This is a genomic window from Bradyrhizobium sp. LB14.3 (assembly GCF_040547985.1).
Classification (GTDB): Bacteria; Pseudomonadota; Alphaproteobacteria; order Rhizobiales; family Xanthobacteraceae; genus Bradyrhizobium.
This window is the reverse complement of the sequence record NZ_JBEPQT010000023.1, coordinates 16,674-41,988: the sequence shown is the minus strand read 5'-3', so window position 1 is coordinate 41,988 and position 25,315 is coordinate 16,674. Positions and strand designations below refer to the sequence as shown.

At 64.1% G+C, this 25,315-nt stretch carries 26 protein-coding genes; 13 read left to right on the top strand and 13 right to left on the bottom strand.

The window, feature by feature from the left end:
- Positions 1 to 96 precede the first annotated feature (96 nt).
- Positions 97 to 699 (bottom strand): hypothetical protein, encoded by a 603-nt coding sequence (locus ABIB00_RS30140; protein ID WP_354106866.1) that lies wholly within the window; start codon positions 697 to 699, stop codon positions 97 to 99.
- Positions 700 to 950: 251 nt separating this feature from the next.
- Between ABIB00_RS30140 and ABIB00_RS30135 the strand changes: the two genes are divergently transcribed.
- From ABIB00_RS30135 to ABIB00_RS30120, 4 genes are all read left to right on the top strand, one after another.
- A complete protein-coding gene (locus ABIB00_RS30135; RefSeq protein WP_247353105.1) occupies positions 951 to 2,285 on the top strand; it encodes a substrate-binding protein in 1,335 nt (444 codons plus the stop codon).
- Between the two features lie 98 nt (positions 2,286 to 2,383).
- On the top strand, positions 2,384 to 3,259 hold the full coding sequence (locus tag ABIB00_RS30130; RefSeq protein WP_354106865.1) for a branched-chain amino acid ABC transporter permease: 876 nt from the start codon (positions 2,384 to 2,386) through the stop codon (positions 3,257 to 3,259).
- An 11-nt stretch (positions 3,260 to 3,270) separates the two neighbouring features.
- Positions 3,271 to 5,118 carry a branched-chain amino acid ABC transporter ATP-binding protein/permease gene (locus ABIB00_RS30125; protein WP_354106864.1) on the top strand — a complete coding sequence of 616 codons (1,848 nt, stop codon included), beginning with the start codon at positions 3,271 to 3,273 and terminating at the stop codon, positions 5,116 to 5,118.
- Positions 5,115 to 5,813, top strand: coding sequence for an ABC transporter ATP-binding protein (locus ABIB00_RS30120; RefSeq protein ID WP_247444644.1), 699 nt, complete (start codon positions 5,115 to 5,117; stop codon positions 5,811 to 5,813). Before ABIB00_RS30125 ends, ABIB00_RS30120 begins: the two co-directional genes overlap by 4 nt.
- Here the strand turns inward: ABIB00_RS30120 and ABIB00_RS30115 are convergent.
- Positions 5,810 to 6,229, bottom strand: coding sequence for an HIT family protein (locus ABIB00_RS30115; protein ID WP_247344943.1), 420 nt, complete (start codon positions 6,227 to 6,229; stop codon positions 5,810 to 5,812). The genes ABIB00_RS30120 and ABIB00_RS30115 overlap by 4 nt on opposite strands.
- A gap of 90 nt (positions 6,230 to 6,319) precedes the next feature.
- Here ABIB00_RS30115 and prmC point away from each other — a divergent pair, with 90 nt between their 5' ends.
- Complete coding sequence (prmC, locus tag ABIB00_RS30110) at positions 6,320 to 7,216, top strand: peptide chain release factor N(5)-glutamine methyltransferase (RefSeq protein ID WP_354106863.1); 897 nt, start codon at positions 6,320 to 6,322, stop codon at positions 7,214 to 7,216.
- Positions 7,217 to 7,675: 459 nt separating this feature from the next.
- The gene (locus tag ABIB00_RS30105; protein WP_354049674.1) at positions 7,676 to 8,461 is read left to right on the top strand and encodes a DUF4167 domain-containing protein; all 786 of its coding nucleotides are present in this window, start codon (positions 7,676 to 7,678) and stop codon (positions 8,459 to 8,461) included.
- Between the two features lie 166 nt (positions 8,462 to 8,627).
- Here the strand turns inward: ABIB00_RS30105 and ABIB00_RS30100 are convergent, their stop codons facing one another.
- Complete coding sequence (locus tag ABIB00_RS30100) at positions 8,628 to 9,374, bottom strand: class I SAM-dependent methyltransferase (RefSeq protein ID WP_247344951.1); 747 nt, start codon at positions 9,372 to 9,374, stop codon at positions 8,628 to 8,630.
- A gap of 108 nt (positions 9,375 to 9,482) precedes the next feature.
- Between ABIB00_RS30100 and gloB the strand changes: the two genes are divergently transcribed.
- Together gloB and ABIB00_RS30090 are read left to right on the top strand one after the other, a co-directional pair.
- Positions 9,483 to 10,250 (top strand): hydroxyacylglutathione hydrolase, encoded by a 768-nt coding sequence (gene gloB / locus ABIB00_RS30095; protein WP_354106862.1) that lies wholly within the window; start codon positions 9,483 to 9,485, stop codon positions 10,248 to 10,250.
- Between the two features lie 23 nt (positions 10,251 to 10,273).
- Positions 10,274 to 10,696 carry a cupin domain-containing protein gene (locus tag ABIB00_RS30090; protein ID WP_247444639.1) on the top strand — a complete coding sequence of 141 codons (423 nt, stop codon included), beginning with the start codon at positions 10,274 to 10,276 and terminating at the stop codon, positions 10,694 to 10,696.
- A gap of 33 nt (positions 10,697 to 10,729) precedes the next feature.
- On the opposite strand, the gene yddG is transcribed toward ABIB00_RS30090, so the two are convergent.
- The 3 genes from yddG to ABIB00_RS30075 all read right to left on the bottom strand — a co-directional run bounded on the left by yddG (position 10,730) and on the right by ABIB00_RS30075 (position 13,840).
- On the bottom strand, positions 10,730 to 11,599 hold the full coding sequence (yddG, locus tag ABIB00_RS30085; protein ID WP_354106861.1) for an aromatic amino acid exporter YddG: 870 nt from the start codon (positions 11,597 to 11,599) through the stop codon (positions 10,730 to 10,732).
- A gap of 85 nt (positions 11,600 to 11,684) precedes the next feature.
- Entirely contained in the window at positions 11,685 to 12,410 is a 726-nt protein-coding gene (gene phbB, locus ABIB00_RS30080) for an acetoacetyl-CoA reductase (RefSeq protein ID WP_247344963.1), read from the bottom strand.
- A 251-nt stretch (positions 12,411 to 12,661) separates the two neighbouring features.
- Positions 12,662 to 13,840 carry an acetyl-CoA C-acetyltransferase gene (locus tag ABIB00_RS30075; protein ID WP_354106860.1) on the bottom strand — a complete coding sequence of 393 codons (1,179 nt, stop codon included), beginning with the start codon at positions 13,838 to 13,840 and terminating at the stop codon, positions 12,662 to 12,664.
- A gap of 304 nt (positions 13,841 to 14,144) precedes the next feature.
- On the opposite strand from ABIB00_RS30075, the gene phaR reads away from it, so the two are divergent.
- Both phaR and ABIB00_RS30065 read left to right on the top strand, forming a co-directional pair.
- Positions 14,145 to 14,741: a polyhydroxyalkanoate synthesis repressor PhaR gene (gene phaR, locus ABIB00_RS30070; RefSeq protein ID WP_247344971.1), complete on the top strand. Its 597-nt coding sequence runs from the start codon at positions 14,145 to 14,147 to the stop codon at positions 14,739 to 14,741.
- Positions 14,742 to 14,785: 44 nt separating this feature from the next.
- The gene (locus tag ABIB00_RS30065) at positions 14,786 to 15,436 is read left to right on the top strand and encodes a class I SAM-dependent methyltransferase (protein ID WP_354106859.1); all 651 of its coding nucleotides are present in this window, start codon (positions 14,786 to 14,788) and stop codon (positions 15,434 to 15,436) included.
- Positions 15,437 to 15,452: 16 nt separating this feature from the next.
- Here the strand turns inward: ABIB00_RS30065 and ABIB00_RS30060 are convergent, their stop codons facing one another.
- Complete coding sequence (locus tag ABIB00_RS30060) at positions 15,453 to 16,340, bottom strand: branched-chain amino acid aminotransferase (protein WP_354106858.1); 888 nt, start codon at positions 16,338 to 16,340, stop codon at positions 15,453 to 15,455.
- A gap of 119 nt (positions 16,341 to 16,459) precedes the next feature.
- Between ABIB00_RS30060 and ABIB00_RS30055 the strand changes: the two genes are divergently transcribed.
- The gene (locus ABIB00_RS30055; protein ID WP_354106857.1) at positions 16,460 to 17,395 is read left to right on the top strand and encodes an alpha/beta hydrolase; all 936 of its coding nucleotides are present in this window, start codon (positions 16,460 to 16,462) and stop codon (positions 17,393 to 17,395) included.
- A gap of 9 nt (positions 17,396 to 17,404) precedes the next feature.
- On the opposite strand, the gene ABIB00_RS30050 is transcribed toward ABIB00_RS30055, so the two are convergent.
- Positions 17,405 to 17,653: a hypothetical protein gene (locus ABIB00_RS30050; protein WP_354106856.1), complete on the bottom strand. Its 249-nt coding sequence runs from the start codon at positions 17,651 to 17,653 to the stop codon at positions 17,405 to 17,407.
- Between the two features lie 215 nt (positions 17,654 to 17,868).
- Here ABIB00_RS30050 and ABIB00_RS30045 point away from each other — a divergent pair, with 215 nt between their 5' ends.
- Positions 17,869 to 18,741: a hypothetical protein gene (locus tag ABIB00_RS30045; protein ID WP_354106855.1), complete on the top strand. Its 873-nt coding sequence runs from the start codon at positions 17,869 to 17,871 to the stop codon at positions 18,739 to 18,741.
- 20 nt (positions 18,742 to 18,761) lie between these two features.
- On the opposite strand, the gene ABIB00_RS30040 is transcribed toward ABIB00_RS30045, so the two are convergent.
- On the bottom strand, positions 18,762 to 19,322 hold the full coding sequence (locus tag ABIB00_RS30040; RefSeq protein ID WP_354049682.1) for a carboxymuconolactone decarboxylase family protein: 561 nt from the start codon (positions 19,320 to 19,322) through the stop codon (positions 18,762 to 18,764).
- A gap of 302 nt (positions 19,323 to 19,624) precedes the next feature.
- On the bottom strand, positions 19,625 to 20,089 hold the full coding sequence (locus ABIB00_RS30035) for an Lrp/AsnC family transcriptional regulator (RefSeq protein WP_354106854.1): 465 nt from the start codon (positions 20,087 to 20,089) through the stop codon (positions 19,625 to 19,627).
- Between the two features lie 163 nt (positions 20,090 to 20,252).
- Here ABIB00_RS30035 and ABIB00_RS30030 point away from each other — a divergent pair, with 163 nt between their 5' ends.
- Complete coding sequence (locus ABIB00_RS30030) at positions 20,253 to 21,266, top strand: 1-aminocyclopropane-1-carboxylate deaminase (RefSeq protein WP_247444630.1); 1,014 nt, start codon at positions 20,253 to 20,255, stop codon at positions 21,264 to 21,266.
- 209 nt (positions 21,267 to 21,475) lie between these two features.
- On the opposite strand, the gene recQ is transcribed toward ABIB00_RS30030, so the two are convergent.
- The 3 genes from recQ to metA all read right to left on the bottom strand — a co-directional run bounded on the left by recQ (position 21,476) and on the right by metA (position 25,314).
- Positions 21,476 to 23,341 (bottom strand): DNA helicase RecQ, encoded by a 1,866-nt coding sequence (gene recQ / locus ABIB00_RS30025; protein ID WP_247444629.1) that lies wholly within the window; start codon positions 23,339 to 23,341, stop codon positions 21,476 to 21,478.
- Between the two features lie 122 nt (positions 23,342 to 23,463).
- A complete protein-coding gene (locus ABIB00_RS30020; protein ID WP_247444628.1) occupies positions 23,464 to 24,207 on the bottom strand; it encodes a polysaccharide deacetylase family protein in 744 nt (247 codons plus the stop codon).
- 105 nt (positions 24,208 to 24,312) lie between these two features.
- On the bottom strand, positions 24,313 to 25,314 hold the full coding sequence (gene metA, locus ABIB00_RS30015) for a homoserine O-succinyltransferase MetA (protein WP_354106853.1): 1,002 nt from the start codon (positions 25,312 to 25,314) through the stop codon (positions 24,313 to 24,315).
- Position 25,315 lies beyond the last annotated feature (1 nt).

The window sequence follows — 25,315 nt, the reverse complement described above, 5'->3', positions numbered from 1 at the left end:
GAACCGGCCGATGGAACGGGCGGCATCACCGAGACTAGCAAGGAAGGCCAGGCGGAACCAACCGACCGGCGCCGCGAATACACAAATATCGCCGCCCTATTCGAAGTTGGACAGCAGGATCCTCACCAGGATGACCTGAAACGCAATCGGGATGCGGACGCTCTTTCGCCGGATCGAGCGCTGGAGCGCGCTGGCAATCTCGGCGCTGGTCAAGGCACCGGCGGATGCGTTGGTAATCAACTCCGCCCACATCTGCGACAACGAGCCGCCGTGCGGGATCACCGGCTTGATGGTCACGCCACAGCCCTGCGCCCAGTCGACGATCTCCCGCATCGTGTGAGGACCGCAATTGCGCGCGGTCGCGAGACGTTCAGCCGTCAGCGCGCGCAGCAATTCGCGCGAGGGCGACCAATTCCCCTTCGGCGGCTGCTCGGCAGTGAGCTCGACCGCGAGCTCCTTGAGGACGTTCTGGGCACGCACGCTCAGCTTCTTCATCGGGCCAGGTACGCGCTTCGCCTGAACGGGGCCGACGATAGGCCCGCGCCGGCGCGGATCGGGCAGGCGCGAGGCATCGCCGGACTGCGGTGTCGCCCGCTGGCCGTTGACCTCTTCCGCCGGCCACGCCGCCTCCGGCCGCTCCGCTCCCTGCGGCCAGGACTGTCGCTTCCGGGCACCTGTCACTGTCGTCTGCCGCGCCATTTCTCTCGCCGAACCCGCCAGTCTCGTACTCACAAAGACTAATATATATCGTGATCCGATATGTTTTCACGAGATAATTTTCGTTATTCGACCAAAGGCGAAATTGACAGAAGGCGTTCACAAGCAATGTCTACGTCCAAGAGCTACACGCGGACGTGACGTGCCCGGCGCAGCAGGCCAGCGAGGTCGGCGGCGCCGGACAGGTCGTGCTCGCGCCTGCAAACAAGAACAAATGTTCGGAGGAAACGATCATGACTGACAATCTCATCCGCCGCGGCCTCTCGCGCCGTGGCCTGCTTCAGACCACCGCGGGTCTCATCGGCGGCGCGGTTCTGCCCGGGATGCCGGCGTTTGCCGAGGACAAGCCGGCGATCGGGTCCTACCCCGCGGGGGTCTCGGGTTCCACCGCCTTCATCGGCATCTCGGTGCCGCGCACCGGCACCTACGCCGTGCAGGGCGAGGACGAACTCAAGGGCTATCAGCTCGCGATCGAGCACATCAACAGCGGCCATGATCTGATCAAGAAGATATCGCCCAAGACCAGCAAGGGCGTGCTCGGCAAAGAGCTGAAGTTCGGCGTCGCCGATTCCGCGGCCAAGCCGAACGAGGCGGTACAGGCGCAGCAGCGCTTCATCAGCGAGAACAAGGCGATCATGATCACAGGCGGCACGTCCAGCGCCGTCGCGGTCGCGCTCAACAAGCTCGCCCAGCGTGAGCACGTGCTGTTCGTGTGCGGCATTTCCGGCTCGAACGACACCACCGGCAAGGATTGCGTTCGCTACGGCTTCCGCCAGAACTTCTTCGGCCAGACCGCAGCTGCGGCGATCGGCCCGGTGATGGTACGGGAGTTCGGCAAGGGCAAGAAGGCGGCGTATCTGACGCCTGACTACACCTACGGCCACACCGTCACCAAATCCATGCAGGACTTCCTCGCGACCGCGGGCTGGACCACCGTGACCAACCAGGTCGCGCCGCTCGGCGCGCCTGATTATTCCTCCTATCTGCTCAACGTCGCGAACTCCGGCGCCGACGTCCTGATCAACGTCAATTGGGGCCACGACGCCGTGCTGTCGACCCAGCAGGCCAAGCAGTTCGGCGTGCTCGACAAGATGAAGCTGGTCGTTCCCTACCAGGTGCCGTTCATCGCGCGCGAAACCGGTGGCCTGATGCAGGGCGTCTACGCCGCCACCGACTATTGGTGGACGATCGAGGACAAGTTCCCGCTGGCCAAGATGTTCAACGAAGCCTTCGAGAAGAAGTACGGCTACAAGCCGGAATGGGGCGCGGAGAACGCCTATGTCAGCTTCGCGCATTGGGCCCACATGTGCGAGCAGGCCGGCAGCTTCAGCCCGCCCGACGTGATCAAGGCCTACGAGAAGGGCGAAACCATCCCCTCGCTGGTCGGCGACGTGCATTACCGCCCTGAAGATCACCAATGTGTCCGCCCCGTGATCATCGTCAAGGGCAAGCAGCAGAAGGACATGAAGAACAAGGAAGACTGGTACGACGTCGTCGAAATCGTCCCGGGCGAAGGCCTGATGCAGAAGCCGGACGCGTTCGGGTGCCATCTCGGCGACTACACCTGAGCCCGCACTAACCCCTGTGACGCCGCGGGCTGCACTCTGGACCTGCGGCGTCACCTTTTTTGATGCGCCCCGTCGCGCGTTACAACAGCGATCGTTGCATGATTAGTTGGCCCAATCTCGTTTCGCAGCTTTTCAACGGGCTCGCGCTCGGCGCCCTGCTCGCGCTGATCAGCTCCGGCCTGACCATCATTTACGGCACGCTCGGCGTGCTCAACCTCGCGCATGGCGCGATGTTCATGATCGGCGGCTATGCCGGCTTCGTCGCCTACCAATACACGGAGTCGTTCATTCTCGCCGTCATCGCGGGCTCGCTGTTCGTGATGCTGCTCGGCGTCCTCATGGAACGCGTCATCATCCGCCATTTCTATCACCGGCCCCACGAGGATCAGCTGCTCGTGACCTTCGGGCTCGGCATCTGCTTCGTCGAGCTCGTGCGCCTGATCTTCTCGAGCCAGTCGCAGCTGGTGCCGCCGCCGGCGCTGTTCCAGGGCATCACTAATCTCGGCTTCATGTTCTATCCGACCTACCGCCTCGCCGTGGTCGGCATCGTCGCGATCGCGCTCGGCGCACTGTTCATCATCCTCTACCGGACCCGGCTCGGCATGATCGTGCGCGCCGGCATCGAGGATTCGGTGATGGTCGATTCGCTCGGCATCAACGTTTACCGCGTCTTCATGGTCGTGTTCGGCATTGGCGCAATGGCCGCCGGCTTTGCCGGCATCGTCAACGCGCCGGTGGCGTCGCTGACGCCGGGCATCGGTGACGACATCCTGGTCCAGACCTTCGTGGTGGTGGTGATCGGCGGCGTTGGCTCCTTCCCGGGCGCGATCCTCGGCGGCCTGATCGCCGGCGAGATCATCAGCGTCACCTCCATGTTCAACCCCGGCTATGCCTATGTGATGCTGTTTGCAGCGATGGCGCTCGTACTCGTGGTGCGACCGCATGGCCTGCTCGGCGTCCAGGGCCGCGAGTAAGCGATTTCCTGATGCTCAAGCAACGCCCGTTCCTGATCGAAGCCCTGACTGCGATCGGCTTGATCGCAGCCCCCTTCGTGCTGCCCCATCTCGGCTTCGCGCCGAACACCGTGAACCGGATCCTGGTCTGGGGCCTGTTCGGGCTCGGCTTCGACATCCTGTTCGGGTTCACCGGCTTGCTGTCGTTCGGTCAGTCCGCCTTCTACGGCACCGGCGGCTTCGTCGCCGCCTACCTCCTGACCCGCGCCGGGTTCAGCAACGTGCTGGGCGCGCTAATCATCGGCATGATCGCAGCCGCCGCGACCGGCTACCTGATCGGCCTCATCGCGTTGCGCCGCACAGGCATCTATTTCGCCATGATCACCGTGGCGATCGCGGAAGTGTTCTTCTTCGTCGAGTTCAATCCGCTCTCCGATTTCACCGGCGGCGAGAACGGCCTGCCCGGCGTGCCGACGCCGAGCTTCAATCTCGGCTTCACCACCATCCACTTCACCAATGGCTGGTCGCTCTATCAGTTCATCGCGCTGTGCTATTTCATCGGCGTCGTCATTGCGCTCAGGATCGTACGCTCGCCGGTCGGCGCCATCTTCAGCGCGATCCGCGACAATCCGCTGCGCGCCACCGCCGTCGGCCACAACATCCACGGCTACAAGCTGACCGCCTTCGTGATCGCAGCCGCTTATGCGGGCTTCGCCGGCGGTCTGCTCGGCGTGCTCCAGGCCTTCATGCCGCCCGACGCCTTCACCTTTGATACCTCCGGCCAGCTCGTGATGCAGACGGCCATCGGCGGCCGGGGCACGCTGTTCGGACCGCTGGTCGGCGCAACTGTTTGGCTCTTCCTTCAGGATTTCCTCCAATCCGCGCTGGGTCTCGGCGCAGCCTGGAAGCTGGTGCTGGGTGTCGTGTTCGTGCTGCTGGTCTGCTTCCTGCGCGGCGGCATCATCGGCGGTCTTGCCGATCTCTACCGCCTTACCTCGGGCAAGCAAAAGCGGACGGACGCGGAGATAGAGCAAGAGGCCGCTGACGCTGAGGCCGCGCAGCAACCCGCACCGGCGCCGATGCGGGCCAAGGAGGTCAAGCAACCCGCCTATTCCGGACCGATCCTGAAAGCCACCGGCCTGACCAAGCGCTATGGCGGCCTCGTTGCCAATAGCGACATCGATTTCAGCGTCAATCAGGGCGAACTGCGCGGGATCATCGGTCCCAACGGCGCCGGCAAATCGACCTTCTTCAAGATGCTGACCTGCGAGATCGCGCCGACCTCCGGCCAGATCGTGTTCGAGGGGCGCGACATCACGGGATTGAGGGTCACCGAGGTTTGCCAGCTCGGACTGACGAAAAGCTACCAGGTCAACCAGCTCTTCACCGGATTGACGGTACGGCAGAACCTGACGATCGCCGCGCTCGCCGAGCTGCGCGGAAAATTCCGGCTCGACCTGTTCCGCAAGCTCTCCGGCGTCAAGGGCCTGACGGAGCAGGTGGAGCACACGCTTGCCCTCGTCAACCTGACCCGCCGTGCCGATACGCCCGTATCGGAGCTCGCCTATGGCGAGAAGCGCAGGCTGGAGATCGGGCTCGCGCTCGCGACGTCGCCGCGCCTGCTGCTGCTCGACGAGCCGCTTGCCGGCATGAGCCCGCGCGAGCGGGTCGAGACCGTCAAGCTGCTCAAATCGATCGCGCGCGGGCGCACCATGATCATCATCGACCACGACATGGATTCGCTGTTCGAACTGGTCGAGCGCGTGACAGTGCTCCAGGAAGGCAAGGTGCTGCTCGACGGCACGCCCGAGGAAATCAAGTCCAACGCCGCCGTGCAGGAAGCCTATCTCGGCGGTGTTCACGGAGAGATCGCCGCATGAGCCTGATCGAGGTCAACGGCCTGAACAGCTACTACGGGGACTCCCACATCCTGTTCGACGTCGCCATGCGTGTGGAGCGTCATGAGGTGGTGGCGTTGCTGGGCCGCAACGGCGCCGGCAAGAGCACCACGCTGAAGAGCCTGATGGGCGTCGTGACGCCCCGCAGCGGCAGCGTGAAGTTCGATGGCATCGACATCGCCGGGCGCAAGAGCCACAGAATCGCGCAGGCCGGCATGCAGCTCGTGCACGAGGAACGCCGCATCTTCGGCGGCCTGTCGGTGGAGGAGAACATCATCCTCGCCGGGATCACTGCGCCGAAACGCTGGCCGCTCCAGCGCATCTACGAAATGTTTCCGCGGCTTAAGGAGCGGCGCAACAACCGCGGCACCGAGCTCTCCGGCGGCGAGCAGCAGATGCTCGCCATCGCACGGGCGCTGGTGCGCGATCCCAAGATCGTGCTGCTGGACGAGCCGTTCGAGGGGCTTGCGCCCGTCATCGTCCACGATCTCGTCAAGGCCTGCCGCGAGCTCGCGGCCGCCGGTCAAACCATCGTGCTGGTCGAGCAGAACCTGGCTGCCACGCTGGCGCTGGCGACGCGGATCTACATCATCAACAACGGCCACATCGTGCACGAGGGGCCGGCGCAGGAGCTCAAGGCCCAGCCGGAGCTGCTCCAGCGCTATCTCGGCGTCTAGATCGCGGCGATCATTCGCCTGGCGTGATCGGCGAGCACGGCCATGTCTTCCTTGCGCGTCTGCGCCGGCAGCAGCTCGATTCCGGCCCTGACCGGCATGACGTGCATGTGCAGGTGAAAGACCACCTGACCACTGGCCGGCTCGCTGAACTGCTGAAGGATGATGCCTTCGGCGCCGAAGGCCTTCATCGCGGCAATCGCGATCCGCTTCGCGGTTCGGGCGACCCCAGCGAGGTCGTCATCCGCGATATCGAGGATGCCGCGCGCCCGTGCCCGGGGAATGACCAGCGTGTGTCCGGGCGAGCGCGGCATGATGTCGAGGAAGGCGAGGCTGCGCTCGTCCCTGAAAACCTCGAAACAGGGTATCTCGCCGCGCAGGATCTTTGCGAAAACGTTCTGATCATCATAGGGCGCCATGGATCCCTCCTTCGCTGCGAGGCGCGATCTGACGCGCTCGTTTCCGTTGACGCAAGCAAGCCCGGCGATCTATCCACGGTGCCAGGCAGGATGGTTCCATTGGCGGCCGATTTCGAACCCGGACACAGCATCGAGAGTGCGCGGCGCGCGCTTGCGGCACGGCTGCAATCGGCCGGCATCGAGCAGCCCGCCCTTGATGCGCGCCTGCTCGTCGGGGCTGCGCTGAGGCTTGATCTGACCGGCTTGGTCACGCAGGCAGCCCGGCAACTCACAGCTGAAGAGGCCGCACGGCTCGAAGCATCCGCGAAGCGCCGGCTCGCCCATGAGCCGGTCGCCCGCATTCTCGGCGCTCGGGAATTCTGGGGCCTGCCCTTCCAGCTATCCGAGGCGACGCTGGTGCCGCGGCCGGACACCGAGACCGTGGTCGAACTGGCGCTCGAGATCTTTCGCGGGCTCACGATATCGGGGCAGCGCCCGCGCATCGCGGATATCGGCACCGGATCGGGCGCTATCCTGCTCGCGCTGCTGCACGAAATTCCCGGCGCCTTCGGTGTCGGCACCGATCTCAGCTTGACCGCGCTCAAGACCGCCAGAGACAACGCCGCAGCTCTGGGCCTCGCCGACCGCGCCAGCTTCGTCGCCTGCTCCTACGCTGCGGCGCTTCGCGGCCCGTTCGACCTCATCGTCTCGAACCCGCCCTACATCCCGTCGGCCGAAATTCCGAAACTGAGCATCGAGGTGCGCGAGCACGATCCGCATCTGGCGCTCGATGGCGGCAATGACGGTTACGACGCCTATCGCGCCCTGACCCCGCAGGCCGCCGAACGTCTCGCCCCCGGCGGAGCACTGATCGTCGAGGCCGGACGGGGCCAGGCCCGAAATATTGAAACCTTGATGACGGCTGCTGCGTTGGTGGTGGACAGTTCGCCCAAGGTCGATCTGGCGGGCATCCCGCGGGCGGTTTCGGCCCGAAAAATGCCCCCATAAAAGCCGGATTGGGCTGCAAAAAACCTCTTGGAATATCCCTTGGGAACGACTACCTTCCGATCAACAGATCGGTGCCGGCCCCGTAGACCTACGGGCGAAAGCCGGGCTCTCTCGAGCGAGAGCCTACCGATAAAGGTTCCAAACCGCAGGTCCTGTTGAGCGCGATGGCCATTGAGCTGCGCTGCTTACCGACCGCAACGTGAACGAAAGCCTGATTTTGAGCTTTAAGACTTACGCAACAAAGCTAGGCTTGTTTCGGCAGGCGATATGAATGGGTTCGCTGGCGATAGATGCTGGCGGTGGGGAACGCGTCTTTGTTGAACGCGACGGTCGACGAACATCGGCAGGGATCAATCTGTTTGCGTGCGGTGCGCGCGAGCGATGTGAACCGCTGTCATCAGGTCACTCTCAGCAATCAGTGATGCGTGCAACCTTTAGGGCTGGAATTAAAGGCAGGACATGAGAAACGGTCAGAACAAGCAGCGGATGCGCAACCGCAACAACAATAGTAGCAACAATAACAACAACAATAACCGGCGCGGCCAGAACCCGATGACCCGGGTCTACGAGTCCAACGGACCCGACATCAAGATCCGCGGCACGGCTTCGCATGTCGCTGAAAAGTATCTTCAGCTCGCGCGCGACGCGCGCTCCTCCGGAGACCCCGTTGCGGCCGAGAACTACTACCAGCACGCCGAGCATTATTTTCGCCTGATCGCGACGGCTCAGGAGCAGTTCCGCCAAAACCAGCAGCCGCGCGGCGACGAGCCCATCAGCAACAGCAGCGGCGACGACAGCGAAGACGACGGCGAGAATTTCTCGAATTTTGGCCAGGAGCCGGGTTTCGTCCCGCAGCCGCCGCAGCCGACTTTCGTGCGCGACCGCGATGGCCAGCGAGATCATCAGCAGCGAGATCATCAGCCGCGCGACAACCAGCCTTATCAGCGCGACAACCAGCAGCCGCGCGAACATCGCGAGCGCGACCATCGTCCGCAGCCGCAATATCAGCCGCAACCGCAGAACCAGCCGCAGCCCGTCGTCGTCGCCGAGGCTGGCAACGTCGATCGTCTGCCCTCCTTCATCACCGGCCCGCAGCCGCAGTTGACCGGCGCCCCGGGCGCCGGCCTTGAAGGCGCTGCTGGCGGCGAACGCTTTCCGCGGCGGCGCCGCCGGCCGAATGGCCCGCGCCCCGAGCGCGAAGCCGCTCCGGCGGCCTCGAGCGACGAAGTGGCCCCCGGCGAGTAAGCTAAGCCGCAACGGTTTCGCCAGATATTCTGACCTGAATCGTCCCGGCCTTGCCGGGACGATTTTTTTGGAGCGTTTTCGAGCGAAGTGGATACCGGTTCGCGTCAAGAAAACGCGTCGAAACAAAGAAGCTAGAGCTCCGTTCCGATTGCATCGGAACGGAGCTCTAGCTTCGCGTCACGCTTGTCGAGGACGGCACCAGCACCGGCTTCGCCAGCGAGGGAATCAGCCGCGCCCGCTCGCGCTTGGCGGGGATCGCGCGGTAGACCTGCTTGGTCGCCTCGACGATGTGCACGCCCGCGAAGGGCAGCGACAGCGCCGCGCCGGCGCGCTCCCACATCTGTGCGGATTTCAGCACCCAGCCGCCGGCATAGGGCGGCATGAACAGCGCCTCGCCCCATGCGGTCGGGGTAAACCAGGTCTGGCGCAACAGGTCGGTGATCTGCGAGCGCGAATAGGGCCGGCCGTGACCGAACGGCGTGCTGTCGGTGCGGGTCCACACCCCGCGCCGGTTCGGGATGACCGCGATCATCCGGCCGGACGGCGACAGCACGCGCCAAGCCTCGCGCAGCAGCGCGGCCGGATCATCCGACATTTCCAGCGCGTGGACCAGCAGGATGCGATCGACCGCGGCGTCGGGAAGCGGCAACGAGAATTCATCCACCAGCGAGGCGAGCGCCGGCCGTCCGGTCGGCCATTTCAAGACGCCCTGCGCCGACGGCATGAAGGCGATGCAGCGTTCCGCATCCTCGCGGAACAACCCGAGATAGGGCGTGGGATAGCCAAAGCCGAGCACGCGCTGGCCCTCGATACGCGGCCACCGCTCCCTGATGCCGCGATTGATCATTTGCCGCGCCACAATCCCGAGGCGGCGGGAGTAGAACTCGCGGAGGTCGACGACATCAATGGTCATGACGGCAATGTAACATGCACGAGGTGGACCCTGCGCGCGGAATATTGCATTGCCTGCGCAACGTTAACGCCATATTTGTCTGGCGGGGCTGAGCGCAATGGAGATGACATGGCTGCCGAAATTCGTACTTTCACCTGTTTAAACGACAATTTCGGTTATCTGATCCACGATGTGGAAACCAAGGCGACGGCGTCGATCGACGCGCCGGAGGCCGGTCCCATCCTGAAGGCGCTGGAGCGCGAGGGCTGGCAGCTCACCGACATCCTGATCACCCATCATCATGGCGATCATGTCGGCGGGGTGGCCGAGCTCAAGCAGAAATACAATTGCCGCGTCGTCGCGCCGCATGACAAGACGATTAAGATCGCAGACGTCGACTTGCGCGTCGCCAATGCCGAAATCGTCAAGGTCGGCAGCTTGCTGGGGCGGGTACTGGAGACGCCCGGCCACACGCTCGACCACATCTCCTACGTGTTCGACACCGAGAAGGCGCTGTTCGCCGCCGACACGCTGTTCTCGATCGGCTGCGGCCGCGTGTTCGAGGGCACCTATCCGATGATGTGGGATTCGCTTTTGAAGCTGCGTGCCCTGCCCGACGACTTCAATCTCTATTGCGGCCATGAATACACGGCATCCAACGTCAAGTTCGCGCTGGCCGTCGACCCCGACAATGCGGCGCTGCAGGCGCGCGCGGCGGAGGTGGCGAAGCTGCGGGCCGAGAACAAGCCGACCGTTCCCTCACTGCTTGGTGACGAGAAGCGAGCAAACGTGTTCCTGCGCGCCGATGAACCGTCGGTCGCAGCCAGGCTGCACATGAAAGGCGCGGATGCCGCCGCGGTGTTCGGCGAGCTGCGCGAGCGCAAGAACAAGTCTTGAAGATCAAATCCTGACGGGAATCGATGCCGACCGCAGCCGAGATCATCGCGCGCCTCGAACTCCGCCCGCATCCCGAGGGCGGGCATTACCGCGAGACGTTTCGCGACCAGACCACGGACGCCAACGGCCGGTCGCGTTCGACCCTGATCTACTTCCTGCTCGCGCGCGGCGAGCGCTCGCACTGGCATCGCATCGATGCGGTCGAGGTCTGGCACTATTACGCGGGCGGCGCGCTGACGCTGCGGATCGCCCATGACGGCTGCTCCCAGCATGAAGTACGCCTCGGCACGGACCTTGTGAGCGGTGAGCGGCCGCAGGCGATCGTGCCGGCGAATGCCTGGCAGACGGCCGAGACCACCGGCGAGTGGACGCTGCTCGGCTGCACCGTGGCGCCCGCCTTCGAGTTCGCAAAGTTCGAGCTCGCGCCGAAGGGCTGGGAGCCTTAAGGCACCACAGTTCCGGCTTGCCCCGGCATGACGCTACCGCTTCCGCAGCACCATGTCCTTTGCCGCGATCAGGCCGCCGCCGGCGATCAGGATCGCAGCGATGGCGATGTTGGCGCTGGCTTTTGCAAAACCAGCGGCGATGAGGAAGCCGGTCGAGAGCAGCGGCGTCGCGTAGGACGCGGCGCCGAGCACGCGGATATCGCCACGCTTCATGCCGATGTCCCAGGCGTAGAACGCGGCACCGACGGGGCCGATGCCGAGCGCGACTACGGAGAGCCATTGCAGCGTCGTTCCCGGCCATACCGTGGTTTCAAGCAGACCATGCATCAGTGCGGCAAGCACCGCGGTGGCGAGGCAGAATCCCGCGACCGCATCGGTCGGCACCGCCTTCAATCGCCGCGACAGCACCGAATAGGTCGCCCACACGAAGGCTGCGATGAACGCCGCAGCCAATCCCGGCAATTGCCCCTGCGCGAAGCCGGAGGCGCTGCCGGCGAACAGCAGCACGGTGCCGGCGAGGCCGAGCACGGCGCCGACGATGTGATGCACGGCAAGCCGCTCGCCGGGCAGGAACGACGAGAACAGCACGATCAGGAGCGGCCACAGATAATTCAGCAGGCCGGCTTCAGCCGGTGGCGCGAAGCGCAGCGCGAGGAAATACAGCGCGTGATAGCCGAACAATCCGCCGACGCCGACGGTCCACACGACCAGTGGCTGACGCAGGCTTTTGGCCGCCTCGCCGCGGCCGATCCAGGTGAGCAGACCGACCAGACCGCCGATCGCGAACGTCATCGCGGCCAGCTGGAACGCCGGGATCGTTCCGGTCGCCACCGTCATCACTGACAGCAGCGACCACATCAGGATCGCGGTCAATCCGATCAGCGTCGCAGTGCGGGCGGTCATCAATCGAGGGCTCTGAGGACGCGGATGCCCGGCACGAGGCCGGGCATGGCGTCTTCATTATCGTCTTGTTGCGCCAAACGCCATATCAGGCGTGGTACTGGCCGCCGTTGATGGTCAGCGTCGAGCCGGTGATGAAGCCGGCCTCGTCAGCTGCGAGGAACACCACGGCGCGCGCGATTTCCTCGGGTTCGCCAAGACGATTCACCGGGATCTGCGGGATCACGTTCTTTTCCAGCACGTCCTTGGGCACGGCCTGCACCATTTCGGTGTTGATGTAGCCCGGCGCGATCGCGTTGACGGTGATGCCGCCCTTGGCGTTCTCGATCGCAAGCGCCTTGGTGAAGCCGATGTCGCCGGCCTTTGCGGCAGAATAGTTGACCTGGCCGAACTGGCCCTTCTGGCCGTTGATCGACGAGATCGAGATGACGCGGCCGAACTTGCGGGCACGCATGCCTTCGATCACCTGGCGCGTCATGTTGAACAGCGAGCCGAGATTGGTGTTGATCACGGCGTTCCACTGGTCGAGCGTCATCTTGTGGAAGGCGGTGTCACGGGTGATGCCAGCATTGTTGACGAGCACGTCGATGGGACCGAGATCTGCCTCGACCTTCTTCACGCCTTCGGCGCAGGCGTCGAAATTGCTGACATCCCATTTGTAGACGGCGATGCCGGTCTCGGCCTTGAACTTCTCCGCCGCGGTGTCATTGCCGGCATAGCTCGCCGCAACCTTGTACCCCGCCGCCTTCAGCGCCTTGCTGATCGCCGCTCCGATGCCCCGCGTACCACCCGTCACCAATGCAACTCGTGCCATATCGTATTCCTTCCCTTGGACTCTTCCGACGTTTCTGAGTGATCGTTTTTAGTGATGGATTATGCGGCTGGTTGGACGGACATCAAGAACAAAACGCCCGGCGTTGAGCCGGGCGTTTGTATTTAGTCGAGGCTTGCGCGGTTGCGAAGAATATTTGATTTGCAACCGCTGCCTTTTTAATCGCGTGCAACGCACTCAGTCACGTGTGCAGCGCACGCGCAAATTACGCGTCAGTTACGCGTAAGCTATCTTCAGTCGCGCGCCAGACACATCGCGATACCCATGCCGCCGCCGATGCACAGCGTGGCGAGGCCCTTCTTCGAATCGCGCTTTTGCATTTCGTGCAGCAGCGTCACCAGCACGCGCGCGCCCGAGGCACCGATCGGATGGCCGATCGCGATCGCGCCGCCATTGACGTTGACCTTGGAGGTATCCCAGCCGAGGTCCTTGTTGACGGCACAGGCCTGCGCCGCGAAGGCTTCGTTGGCCTCGATCAGGTCGAGATCGCCGACGTTCCAGCCGGCCTTCTTCAGCGCGGCGCGCGAGGCCGGGATCGGGCCAGAGCCCATGATCTTCGGATCGACGCCCGCCTGCGCCCAGGACACGATGCGCGCGAGCGGCGTCTTGCCTTCCTTGGCGGCCTGCTTGGCAGTCATCAGCACCACGACAGCAGCGCCGTCATTGATGCCGGAGGCCGAACCCGCGGTAACCGTGCCGTCCTTCTCGAAGGCGGGACGGAGCTTCGCCATCGCATCGACCGTTGCGCCATGGCGCGGATATTCGTCGGCGCTGACGACGACATCGCCCTTGCGTCCCTTGATGGTGACGGGAACGATCTCGTCGTTGAATTTACCGGCCTTCTGCGCGGCTTCGGCCTTCTGCTGCGAGGCGACCGCGAACTCGTCCTGCTGGGCGCGGGTGATCTGCCACTGCCGCGCAACGTTCTCGGCGGTGTTGCCCATGTGATAGCCGTTGAAGGCGTCCCACAGGCCGTCCTTGATCATGGTGTCGATGAACTCGACCGCGCCCATCTTGACGCCGCCGCGCAGGTACTGGGCGTGCGGAGCCATGCTCATGGACTCCTGGCCGCCGGCGACCACGATCTCGGAATCGCCGTTGAGCAGCGCCTGGTAGCCGAGCGCGACCGTGCGCAGGCCCGAGCCGCAGAGCTGGTTGACGCCCCAGGCCGGGCTCTCCACGGGAATGCCGGCCATGATCGAGGCTTGGCGGGCCGGGTTCTGGCCCTGAGCTGCGGTCAGGATCTGGCCCATGATGACTTCCGAAACCCGACCGGGCTCAATGCCACCGCGCTCAAGCGCGGCCTTGATGGCGATCGCGCCGAGATCATGGGCGGGAAGGGTCGCGAACGCTCCGTTGAAGCTTCCGACCGGGGTGCGGGCGGCGCTGACGATAACGACATCGTCTGACATGGGCATCTCCTGGGGGTTGAATGGGGCAGACGGGGCTGGGGAAACGGCTCGCCAGTCTCGAACGGCATCCTGTTAACGTCGTTGAGGCAAGTCAATCGGCCGGCGACCGAATTCATGCCGCAGCGCATTCAAAATAGCGTTCTGGGTGCTTTCGCAAGCACGTTTTTGCTGCCCGATTAACCGTGGCGCACAAAACGGTAGCGTGACCCCTTTGAAAATGCTTATTTTGTTGCGTTGCGTACTCTTCCCGCCCTGCGGCATTGCCCGACAGGTTCCCGTTCTCCGCGCTTGCAAGTGAGAGCCCATGGCGAAATCAGACCAACCCACCACCATCAAGAAATACGCGAACCGCCGGCTCTATAATACCGGGACGAGCACTTATGTGACGCTGGAAGACCTCGCCTCCATGGTCAAGGACGGGGAAGATTTCCTGGTCTACGACGCCAAGACCGGCGACGATATCACCCGCTCCGTGCTTGCCCAGATCATCTTCGAGCAGGAGAACAAGGCCGGCCAGAACCTGCTCCCGACCACCTTCCTGCGCCAGCTGATCCGCTTCTACGGCGACAGCATGCAGATGGTGGTGCCGAAATATCTGGAGCAGGCAATCGCGTCGCTCACTCAGGAGCAGGAAAAGTTCCGCAAGCAGATCGCCACCTCGCTGTCCGGAACTCCGTTTGCGCCGCTGGAGGAACAAGTCCGCCGCAACATGGAGTTGTTCCAGCAGACCTTCTCGATGTTCAAGCCTTTCGCGCCCACTCCGGGCCGCCCCGCGGGTTCCGCGGAGCCGGGCCCCGATGCGACCCCCGAGGTGCCAAAGGACAGCAATATCGACGATCTGCGCCAGCAGATGAAGGACATGCAGGAACGCCTCGAGCGGATGTCGAAGAAGGACGAGTAGATCGTTCTTATGCGCCGGCTCCCCGGCAAGCCGGAGGACGCACGATGTCCGACCGAAGCACGCATTGGGACAATGTCTACGCCACCAAGGGCGAAGCCGAGGTCAGCTGGTTTCAGAACACTCCGGCGACCTCGCTCGCGATGATCAGAGCGGCCAATCCGGACCGCGAGGCCGCCATCCTCGACGTTGGGGGCGGCGCATCGCGGCTGGTCGATGCTCTCCTGCTGGACGGATATCGCGACGTCGCCGTGCTGGATCTCTCCGCCAATGCGCTTGACGCGGCCAGGAAGCGAATCGGCGCAGCCGCTTCAATGGTCGACTGGATCGTTGCCGACGCCACGACATGGCGCCCGGCGAAGACATACGATCTATGGCACGATCGGGCGGCGTTTCACTTCCTGACCGAGTCCCGCGACAGGACCGCTTACATCGAGCGCCTGCGGTCGGCGGTTGCGCCCGGCGGCCACGTCATCATTGCGACGTTTGCGCTCGCCGGCCCTGAGAAGTGCAGCGGCCTGCCGGTGCAGCGTCATGACAGCGCGAGCCTTGCGGCGGAGCTCGGGCCGGCGTTCGAACTGGTCGAAACGCGCAACGAAGCGCATCAGACGCCATGGAATTCGACGCAGGCGTTTCAGTTCAGCCGGTTTAAGCGGCGCAGCCAGCTCCCGCCATCGCCAAGTCTGCCCCTGGCATGACGACGGAAAGTGCGAATCAAGCCGCCAGCTTCACCGCATGGGCAAAGTCCCAATAGAGCTTGCGCGCGCGTGTGTAGAGCGGGCCCGGCTTCAGCTCGCGGTCGTCGATGCGTATCACCGGCGCGACTTTTGCGAAATTGCCCGTAGAAAAGATCTCGTCGGCGGCGAGGAAGTCGGCATAGCGCAGCGTCTTCTCGACCACGGTGACGCCGTCGGCACGAAGCAGGCTGATGACGCGCTGGCGCGTGATGCCGTTGAGAAAGGTGCCGTTCGGCACCGGCGTGCAGACCACGCCATCCCTGGCCATGAACACGTTGGAATTGCCGAACTCCGCGACGTTGCCGAGCATGTCGAGCATCAGCGCGTTCTGGAAGCCGCGCAAGGCGGCTTCCGCCAGCGCGCGCGAATTGTTCGGATAAAGACAGGCGGCCTTGGCCTCGACCGGGGCGCATTCGGCGGTGGGCCTGCGGAATGGCGACAGCGTGATGGCGTTGCCGACCGGTTTTGGCATCGGCGCCTCGTAGATGCAGAGGCACCAGTCGGTGGTCTCGGGGTCAAACAGCACGCCGCCGCCTGCGCCGTTCCGCGCCCAGTACATCGGACGGACATAGAGCTCTGCATTCGTCGCGAAGCGCGCGATGCCCTCGTTTGCGAGTGTCAGCCAGGTGCCGGCATCGACCACCGGCTTCAGGCCAAAGTTGATCGCGGATTGATTGGCGCGGGCGACGTGACGGTCGAGGTCGGGCGCGACGCCTTCGAACGCACGCGCGCCGTCGAACACGACCGAGCCGAGCCAGGCCGCATGCGTGCGCGGGCCCATGATCGGCACATTGCCGTCATGCCATTTGCCCTCGAAGAAGGTCCAGCTCGGCGAATATTCGATGGGCTTTTTGATCTCGGCCATGACCGGCCTCCCCTTGGCGTGGTGCCATATTATAGCGTCACTATTGGGCGCAATTTCTAAATGATTCCCTGCGGGAAAATGGTGAGTTACCCTCTCACGCAAGGGGACAAGGAAGTGCCATGCCGCTCGATCCACTCGCAAAGCGTTTGTTGACCATGATGGCTGCGGCCGCGCCGCAAGCGCGGAGCCGGCCGAGCGTGGAGGCGCGGCGCCAGTCATTGGCAAAGCTGATGCAGTTCGCGCGCACTGATGCACCTGACGTGACGACGTCGGACGGCGTGCTGCCCGGTCCCGGCGGCGCGCTGCCCTACCGCCTCTATTCACCCGCAAGCGCCGATGATCTCGCGCCCGGCTTCGTGTTCTTTCACGGTGGCGGGCTCGTTGCCGGCAGCATTGCCACGCATGACCGCATCGCGGCGGCGCTGGCGCATGCGACAGACTGCCGTCTCGTCTCGGTCGATTACCGGCTGGCGCCCGAGCACAAATTTCCTGCCGCCGTGGACGACGCGATCGCCGCGACCGAATGGGTGGCGCGCGAGGCCTCATCGCTCGGCATCGACGCCGAGCGGCTGGTGCTCGGCGGCGATTCCGCCGGTGCAACGCTCGCTGCGATCGTATGCCAGGAGGCGGCGCAGACCGCAGGCCTCAGCATCGTCGCGCAATGCCTGATCTGTCCGGTGCTGGATTTCGAGGAGGCCTCACCTTCTCGCGAGGAATTCGCCGAAGGTCATTTGATCGATCGCGCCACCATCGAAGCCGACCTCGCCGACTATCTACCCGAGGGCTTGGATGCCGCCGATCCGCGCATCTCGCCGCTGCGCATGACACGGCTCGCGGGTCTCCCGACCGCGATCATCCACACCGCCGAGTTCGACCCGATGCGCGACGAGGGCAATGCCTATGCGCGCAAGCTGCTCGCCGCGGGCGTCGCCGTCGAGCACGTCTGCCACGACGGCATGGTTCACAATTTCCACGCCATGGGCGCAATTTTGCCGCAGGCACAGCTCGTGCTGTCGCAGATCGGCGAGCAGGTCAGGCGGGCGGTGGCGAAATAAACGCGCGAATCAAACGCGCGCGTCGAGCACGGCCCTCGCTGCCACAACATATTCAGGCCAATGCGCATCCGCATAACGCTCGGCCTGTCGTGCGCAGGTGAGGTCGGGTGCATGTGCGGCTGCGATCGTACGCGCGAAGCGTTCTTCGGCAACCGTCACGTCACCAGGTTCGGCCGACGGTACTGCGGCGGCCACGGCATTCGGAGCGACAGCGAGGCCAGCCAGACCAGTGAGCAGGATGCGGCGTGACGTGTTCATGGCTGTCGTCCTTCCAGTGTCCGGCCTGCACTCCGGCCGGCGAGTGTGTCGATGTGATCACGGTAGGGTAACCGCGCGCAACCGCGCAGTCCACCGCTAGCGGATGATGCTTGACCAGACGCGTGATCACGTTCCATCTATCGAGCGATTCCGTCATTAGGGCGTCAGGCGTCGGATTGTCACGTGTCTATCATAACCGATCGCGGCTTCAGATCTTGCGCGCTGCCGCGACGGGACTGTTTTGCCTGACGATGTCGGCAGGCGCCGCCATTGCCGCCGACGAGACAGAAGATGCGCCGGCAAAGCCGGCTGTGCCGAACATCTATCTCGATCTCCGCACGATCTATGCAACGATTCCCGCGGGCACGCTCGGGCTCGGCTTCGGCAGCACATCCCTGTCGGCTGCATTCGAAGCGCTGGCGGCGCGCCGGGGCGCGACCTTGCCGAGCGGCTTGCCGGCTGCGAAATCGATTGCCGTCGATCTGCCGCTGACCGTCGACGTCAGCAATCGCGTGTCGCTGTATGGCGGCGTGTCCGGCTCGACGACGGACCTAGGCGGCGGCTGGTCGGCGTTCGACGTCACGAGCTGGAACATCGGTGTGCAGGCCGATCTCTACCAGCAGAACGGCGGAAAGATCCCCACAATCACGCTGCAATCCACCCTGACGCAATCGGTGCCCAACGAGCAGGGCATGACGAATTCGTTCAACAACATCCTGGAGTTCGACTACGCGCTCGACGAGGACGAGACACGCGGATGGCTTGCCGGTGTGCAATACACCTACACCGACATTGCCAGTCCGGTCGTCCGCATCCAGCCGAACACGATCCTCTATGCCGGCGGCTATTATCAATGGCCGAGCAACTGGAAAATCACGGGGCGCCTGGGCGTGCAGTCGTTCGGCGGGGCGCAGGTCGCGGGCCGGACGCTGGCGGAGCCCTTCACTCAGCCTATTCTGCGCCTCGATCTCGACCGCATGGACGACAACGACAACCGCCTGTTTGGCATCACCGCGCAGATCGCCTGGCTGCCGAAGCCGTCCTACCAGGTGACGTTGCGCACACCGCTCTACGCGGTGCGCAACTAGCCGCCTCGGTGGCGCGTCGTCTACTCCGGCACCGGCACGTCGAAGGTGTTCAGCGTGACCGAGACCATGCAATAGACGCCGACGAGATAGGACAGCTCGGCCGCGCCGTGCTCGCCGAATTCCTTGACAGCGGCCCGCCAGGTCAGTTCCGGCAGCACGCCGCCGCTGACCAATGCGGACGCCACGTCGTAGGCGACGGCCTCCTGCTTGCTGAGATCGACCGGCCGCTGTCCGGCGACGATGGTCGCGAGCTTCTCGTCGGAGAGGCCGCGCTGCTCGGCGACCAGCACATGCGCATAGAGCTCGTAGCCGGAGCGGAAATGCGAGCCGGTGACGAGGATCGCGACCTCGCGCACCGGCGCCGGCAGCAGCGGATTCGCCGCGATCGCCTTGACCAAGTCCCACACCGGCTTGCCGAAGCGCGGCTCGCGGATCCAGGGATTCCACGGCCCGAGCAGCGCGCCGTCGTCGCGCATGTTCACAAAGCCCTTGAAGTGGTCCGTGATACCCGCTCGCATGTCGTCATAGAGCGGCTTCTGTTCGGCACTCAGGTCTTTCGGATCGAGAATGGGAAGGCGCACGGCGGGATCTCCTCGTTGAGAAGTGCTGACACTCACCTACGTTGTTGTGTGGAGCAAGTGAAGTTGCCGTGACGGCCGTGCGATTTTGCAAGTGGTGTAGAGACACCAGCACAACCATGCTATGTCCCGTAATCTCTCATTGGCGAGGCATATGATCTCGAGAAACGAGGATGGAAAGAGGTCGCAAAAACCGATGCATGGCACGAAGACGGGAGCTATCTGCTCCACTGTACACGTCTGGGTGGGCCGCGCGCGACCCAAAGCAGGCGTCGCCCCTAATCGACGGCTTGCACATCCGTCTGTCAAAATTCCAACGGCGCGTTGTCGACGACTTCCTTCATCACGAAGAAAGTGCGGGTCTGGCGCACGCCGGGCAGCGCGATGAGTTGCTCGCCATGGATGCGGTTGAAGTCCTCCATGTCGCCGACGCGAATCTTGAGGAAATAGTCGAAGTCGCCGGCGACGAGATGACAGTCGAGCACGAATTTCAGCCTGGTGATCGCCTGCTCGAAGATCGCAAAGCTCTCCGGCGTCGAACGGTCGAGCACGACGCCGACCATCACCAGCGTGCCCTTTGCCACCTTCTTCGGCGCGACCATGGTGCGGACGGCTGCAATGAAGCCGTGCTCGAACAGGCGCTGGGTGCGGCGATGGCAAGTGGCGGGGCTGATGGCGACGGTTTCCGCCAGCTCGGCGTTGCTGAGCCGGCCGTTATTTTGCAGCAATCGCAACATCTTAAGGTCGATGCGATCGAGGCGAGTGGACATGGAAGAAACTTCCGCCGTTAGCGTCAACTTCGAAAGAAATACTACCTTTTGACGCCGGTTGTGCAAGATAGAGTACGGTACAGGCGCAATGTTTGAAAGCACCTTTTTGGAGTGCGATGGTAGCCAATTTCCAGACACCAACGCCAATCGGGATGACCTGACGATGCTCGAAAAATTCGCGCGCTATCCGCTGACCTTCGGTCCGACCCCCATCGAGAAGCTGGAACGGCTGTCAAAGCATCTCGGCGGCAATGTCGAGGTCTATGCCAAGCGCGAGGACTGCAATTCCGGCCTCGCCTATGGCGGCAACAAGCTGCGCAAGCTCGAATACATCATCCCCGACGCGATCGCCTCCAACGCCGACACGCTGGTGTCGATCGGCGGCGTGCAGTCCAACCACACTCGCATGATCGCGGCGGTCGCCGCCAAGATCGGCATGAAGTGCCGCCTGGTGCAGGAAGCCTGGGTGCCGCATGAGGACGCCGTCTATGACCGCGTCGGCAACATCATGCTCTCGCGCATCATGGGCGCCGACGTGCGCCTGGTCGACGACGGCTTCGACATCGGCATCCGCAAGAGCTGGGAAGAGGCGATCGACGAGGTGAAGGCGGCGGGCGGCAAGCCCTACGCGATTCCCGCCGGCGCCTCCGTGCATAAGTTTGGCGGCCTCGGCTATGTCGGCTTCGCCGAAGAAGTACGCAAGCAGGAAGCCGAACTCGGCTTCAAGTTCGACTACATCGTGGTCTGCACCGTCACTGGCTCGACCCATGCTGGCATGCTGGTCGGCTTCGCCGCCGATGGCCGCGCGCGAAAAGTGATCGGCATCGACGCCTCCTTCACCCCGGCGCAGACCAAGGCGCAGGTGCTCTCGATCGCGCAGAACACGGCCAGGCTCGTCGAGCTCGGCAAGGATCTCGTCGCAGACGACGTCGTGCTGATCGAGGATTACGCTTATCCCGCCTATGGCGTGCCGTCGGAAGAGACCAAGGAGGCGATCCGTCTCACCGCGCGTCTGGAAGCCATGATCACCGACCCCGTCTACGAGGGAAAGTCGATGCAGGGCCTGATCGACCTTACGCGGAAGGGCTATTTCGAGAAGGGCGCGAAGATCCTCTACGCCCATCTCGGCGGCGCACCGGCGCTGAACGGCTACGGGTATGCGTTCCGGAACGGGTAAGGTAGGCCGCACCTCGCGCCTCCACTCCGCTGTCGTCCCGGACAAGCGTAAGCGCAGATCCGGGACCCATAACCACAGGGAGGTGTTTGGCGAAGACTTGCAGCTCGGTACTCCTACCGATCGCAACCCATAAATCACGCGGCATGGATCCCGGATCTGCGCTCCGCTTCGCTGCGCTTGTCCGGGACGACGGCTGAGGTGTGGCGCAGCTACCGCGTCCTGACAATCTGCAGCAGCTCGTCGCCGTAATGCTCGAGCTTCTTGTCGCCGATGCCGGGCACATTGCGCAACTCGTCCAGCGTGGTCGGCCATGCGCGGACGATGCCGTCGATGGTGGCGTCGTGCAGCACGACATAGGCCGGCACGCCGCGCTCGCGGGCAATGTCCGAGCGCCACGCGCGCAACCGCGCGCGCAATTCAGGATCTACATCGCCCTGCGACGCGTCAGCCGCCGGCGCCAGATCACCGCGGCGGGATTTCGTGCGGCTGCCACGGCTGCGGGTGGCGGGCGCCTCCTCGCGCAGCCACACCTCGGTCTCGCCGCGCAACACGCCGCGTGACTGTTCAGTCAGCTTGAGCGCCCCAAAAGCCTCGCTGTCGCTCTGCAGATGTCCCATCGCCACGAGCTGCCGTAGCACCGTGCGCCACTGCTTCTCGTTGAGCTCGCGTCCGATGCCGAACACCGTAAGCTTGTCGTGGCCGAACTGCGTCACCTTCTCGGTGAGGCGTCCGATCAGCACGTCGATCAGGTGCATCGCGCCGAAACGCTGGCCGGTGCGATAGGCGCAGGACAGGAGTTTTTGCGCCAGCACCTTGCCGTCGCGCATTTTCGGCGGCGTCAGGCAATTGTCGCAATTGCCGCAGCTATCGCCCATCACGATCTCGCCGAAATAGGCGAGCAGCCGCCGGCGCCGGCAGTGCGCTGTTTCGGCGAGGCCGACCAGCGCATCGAGCTTGCCGATCGAGACCCGCTTGAAGTCGTCGGAACCGCTCGACTCGTCGATCATGCGGCGCTGCTGCACGATGTCGGAGAGGCCATAAGCCATCCAGGCGGCCGACGGCTTGCCGTCGCGGCCGGCGCGGCCTGTCTCCTGGTAATAGGATTCGATGCTCTTGGGCAGGTCGAGATGGGCGACGAAGCGCACGTCGGGCTTGTCGATGCCCATGCCGAAGGCGACGGTCGCGACGATGATGATGCCGTCCTCGTTGAGAAAGCGATCCTGGTTGCGCGAGCGCACGCTGCTGTCGAGGCCGGCGTGATAGGGTAACGCCGCAATGCCGGCGTCGGCGAGCGCAGCCGCGACCTCCTCGACCCGTTTGCGGGACAGGCAATAGACGACGCCCGCATCTCCCGCGTGACGCTCCCGGATGAATTCCTTCAGTTGCGACACCGCGTTGCGCTTGTCGACGATCTCGTAACGGATGTTGGGACGATCGAAGCTGGAGACGAAGTGCGGGCTGTCTGCAAGCTGAAGCCGCTCGACGATCTCCTTGCGGGTCAACTCGTCGGCAGTCGCGGTCAGCGCGATGCGCGGCACGTCGGGAAAACGCTCGGCGATGATGGACAGGCCGACATATTCGGGGCGGAAGTCGTGGCCCCATTGCGAGACGCAATGCGCCTCGTCGATCGCGAACAGCGCCACCTTCGTCCGCGCCAGCAACGACAGGCAGCGCGGCGTCACCAGCCGTTCCGGCGCGACATAGAGCAGGTCGAGATCGCCCGCGATCAGGCGCCGCTCGATGTCGGAGGCTTCCTGCGGGGTCAGCGACGAGTTCAGCGCGGCGGCGTTGACCCCGGCTTCGAGCATGCCGGCGACCTGGTCGCGCATCAGCGCAATCAAGGGCGACACGACGATACCGCAGCCTTCGCGCAGCAGCGCCGGCAATTGATAGCACAGCGACTTGCCGCCGCCGGTCGGCATCAGCACCAGGCAATTGCCGCCGTCCGTGACGTGCCGGATGATCTCGCCCTGCGCGCCGCGGAACCCGGGCAGGCCGAACACCGAATGCAGCACCGACAGCGCATCGCGGCCCTGGGCCGGCGCAGGCAGCTGAGCGGTGGAGGGAGAGGACATGGGCGTGATGAGACGTTGAGATTTCGGTCAACGCCAGTCGCATGCCGCTGGGGTCATGACAAGACTATTCGCGCGGCATCGGGCCTTCGTCCCCTCTCCACAAGGGGAGAAGGAAGAAGAAGCTACGCCCCGATCCTTCGCAGCGCTTCCGCGACCGTCACGATCGGCATGTCGCGCTTCCCGGCCGCCTGCAACGCATGGCGCATCAGGTGCGGCGTGCAGCCATACGGGCTCGGCGCGTTGGCGACGTCATGACCGTAGAAGATCAGCCATCCGCCGCTCTCGACCGCCTCATCGAAATAGCGATCGACACCCGCAATATCGATCTCGCAATCGACCAGGGGCGAGGCGCGCAGGAACTGGAGATCGATGACGTCGCGATTGACGCCGGGAAGGATGCCGCGCGCCGAGCGGAAGGTTTTTGCGAGCTGCGGTTTGCGCCAGACCGAGGCAATACCATAGGGGTAAGCGAAATTTTCCAGCGTAATCGAGGAATCGATATCGCGAAAATGGCCGCGGTTCCGGTCGATCTCGCGTGCCATGGCCGCCTCGTCGAGATTGACCGCACTCTGGTGCGAGAAGGTGTGGCAGGCGATCTCATGCCCGGCCCGGTGAAGCCGCACCACGGCGTCGTTTGACAGGCCGTGCCAATGGTCCGAGGGACGATCGACCAGGCTGCCGGCGAGATAGAACGTGCCGCGGCCGCCATGCTGCTCCAGAAGCTCGGCGCCCTCGCCTGCGGCGCTATCGGGGGCATCGTCGAAGGTGAAGCTCACCATGGGCGCATGCGCGGGCAGGTGGTGCGGCGCGGCACGGAAATGCCGGGCCAGCCGATTGCTCACGCGTCCCTGGAGTGCCGACCACACGAATCGCTTTCCCTGTTTGTGCCGCCCCGTCACTGAAGCATTCGTTCGCTGCTTGAGGCAAGCTTCACACTTGGTTAGTCCTAACGTCGAACCCGTTGTCCAGACCTAACCCACGAGCACCGACGCGTCGGCCTCCGCGCCGAGATATTGCAGCCAGTTCCGAAACAATGCCGCCGCGGCGCTACCGGCGTCGATATCGGCACGCAAATTCAGCGCAGGCAGGTCGTTGCCGAGCGCGGGGTGGCGCTGGTGTCTTGCCTGCTTCTCGAAGCGGCCAAGCTTCTCCTCGGTCGCAGCGTCAAAATAGCTCGCGGGCAGATGCGGATAATTGTCGCGCTCGCGCGCGAGATAACGGCCGATGTCGCGCAGATATTCACGCTGAAGCGACAGCGCGTCATATTCCGGGTGGCCCTGGAAGAACACGAAGCGGCTGGCATATTGCCGGACGAAGACATCGACGCCGGCCTTTGCCGAACGGGTCAGCACCCGGTAGCCGGCCTGCGCGAGGTCGCCCTCGACGATCTCGTTGACACGCGAATGCGAAACCTTGAGCGGCGCAGGCGCGGCGCGCGTCAGCGGATCGCCGGTCACGGCTTCGCAGTCGAAAATGCCGTGACATTTGGCCGGAAGCCGCCGCCGTTCGATACGATCGAGATGCAGCACCGCCGCATGCGCGGCGAGGCACGACCAGATCGTCGAGCGCGTGTTGACCTTGGCCCAGTCGATCAGCTCGGTGAGATCGCGCCAGTATGGCTCCTGGTCGAGCTCGGGCGCAACCGGCTCGGCGCCGGTCACGATCAGCCCGTCGAACTTGTGGCGCCTCAGCTCGGTGAGTTCCGAATATTCGCTCTCGACGTGCCACTTCGCTTCCGGCGAGCGCTTCACCGAGGGCAGCGAGAAGCAGTGGAAGCGGATGCGGCGCGGGCCCGCGGCGGCCTGGAGCAGCTTCATGAACTGCCGCTCGGTCGCCTTCAGCGCCGGATCCGGCATGTTGTTGATCAGGCCGATGGTGAGCTCGGCGCCGTGGCGCTCGCGTGCAAGATCGCCCTCTCCCGGCACCAACGCCGGGCTCGATATGCCTTGATCCCTGTCGATCAAGATCGTCATC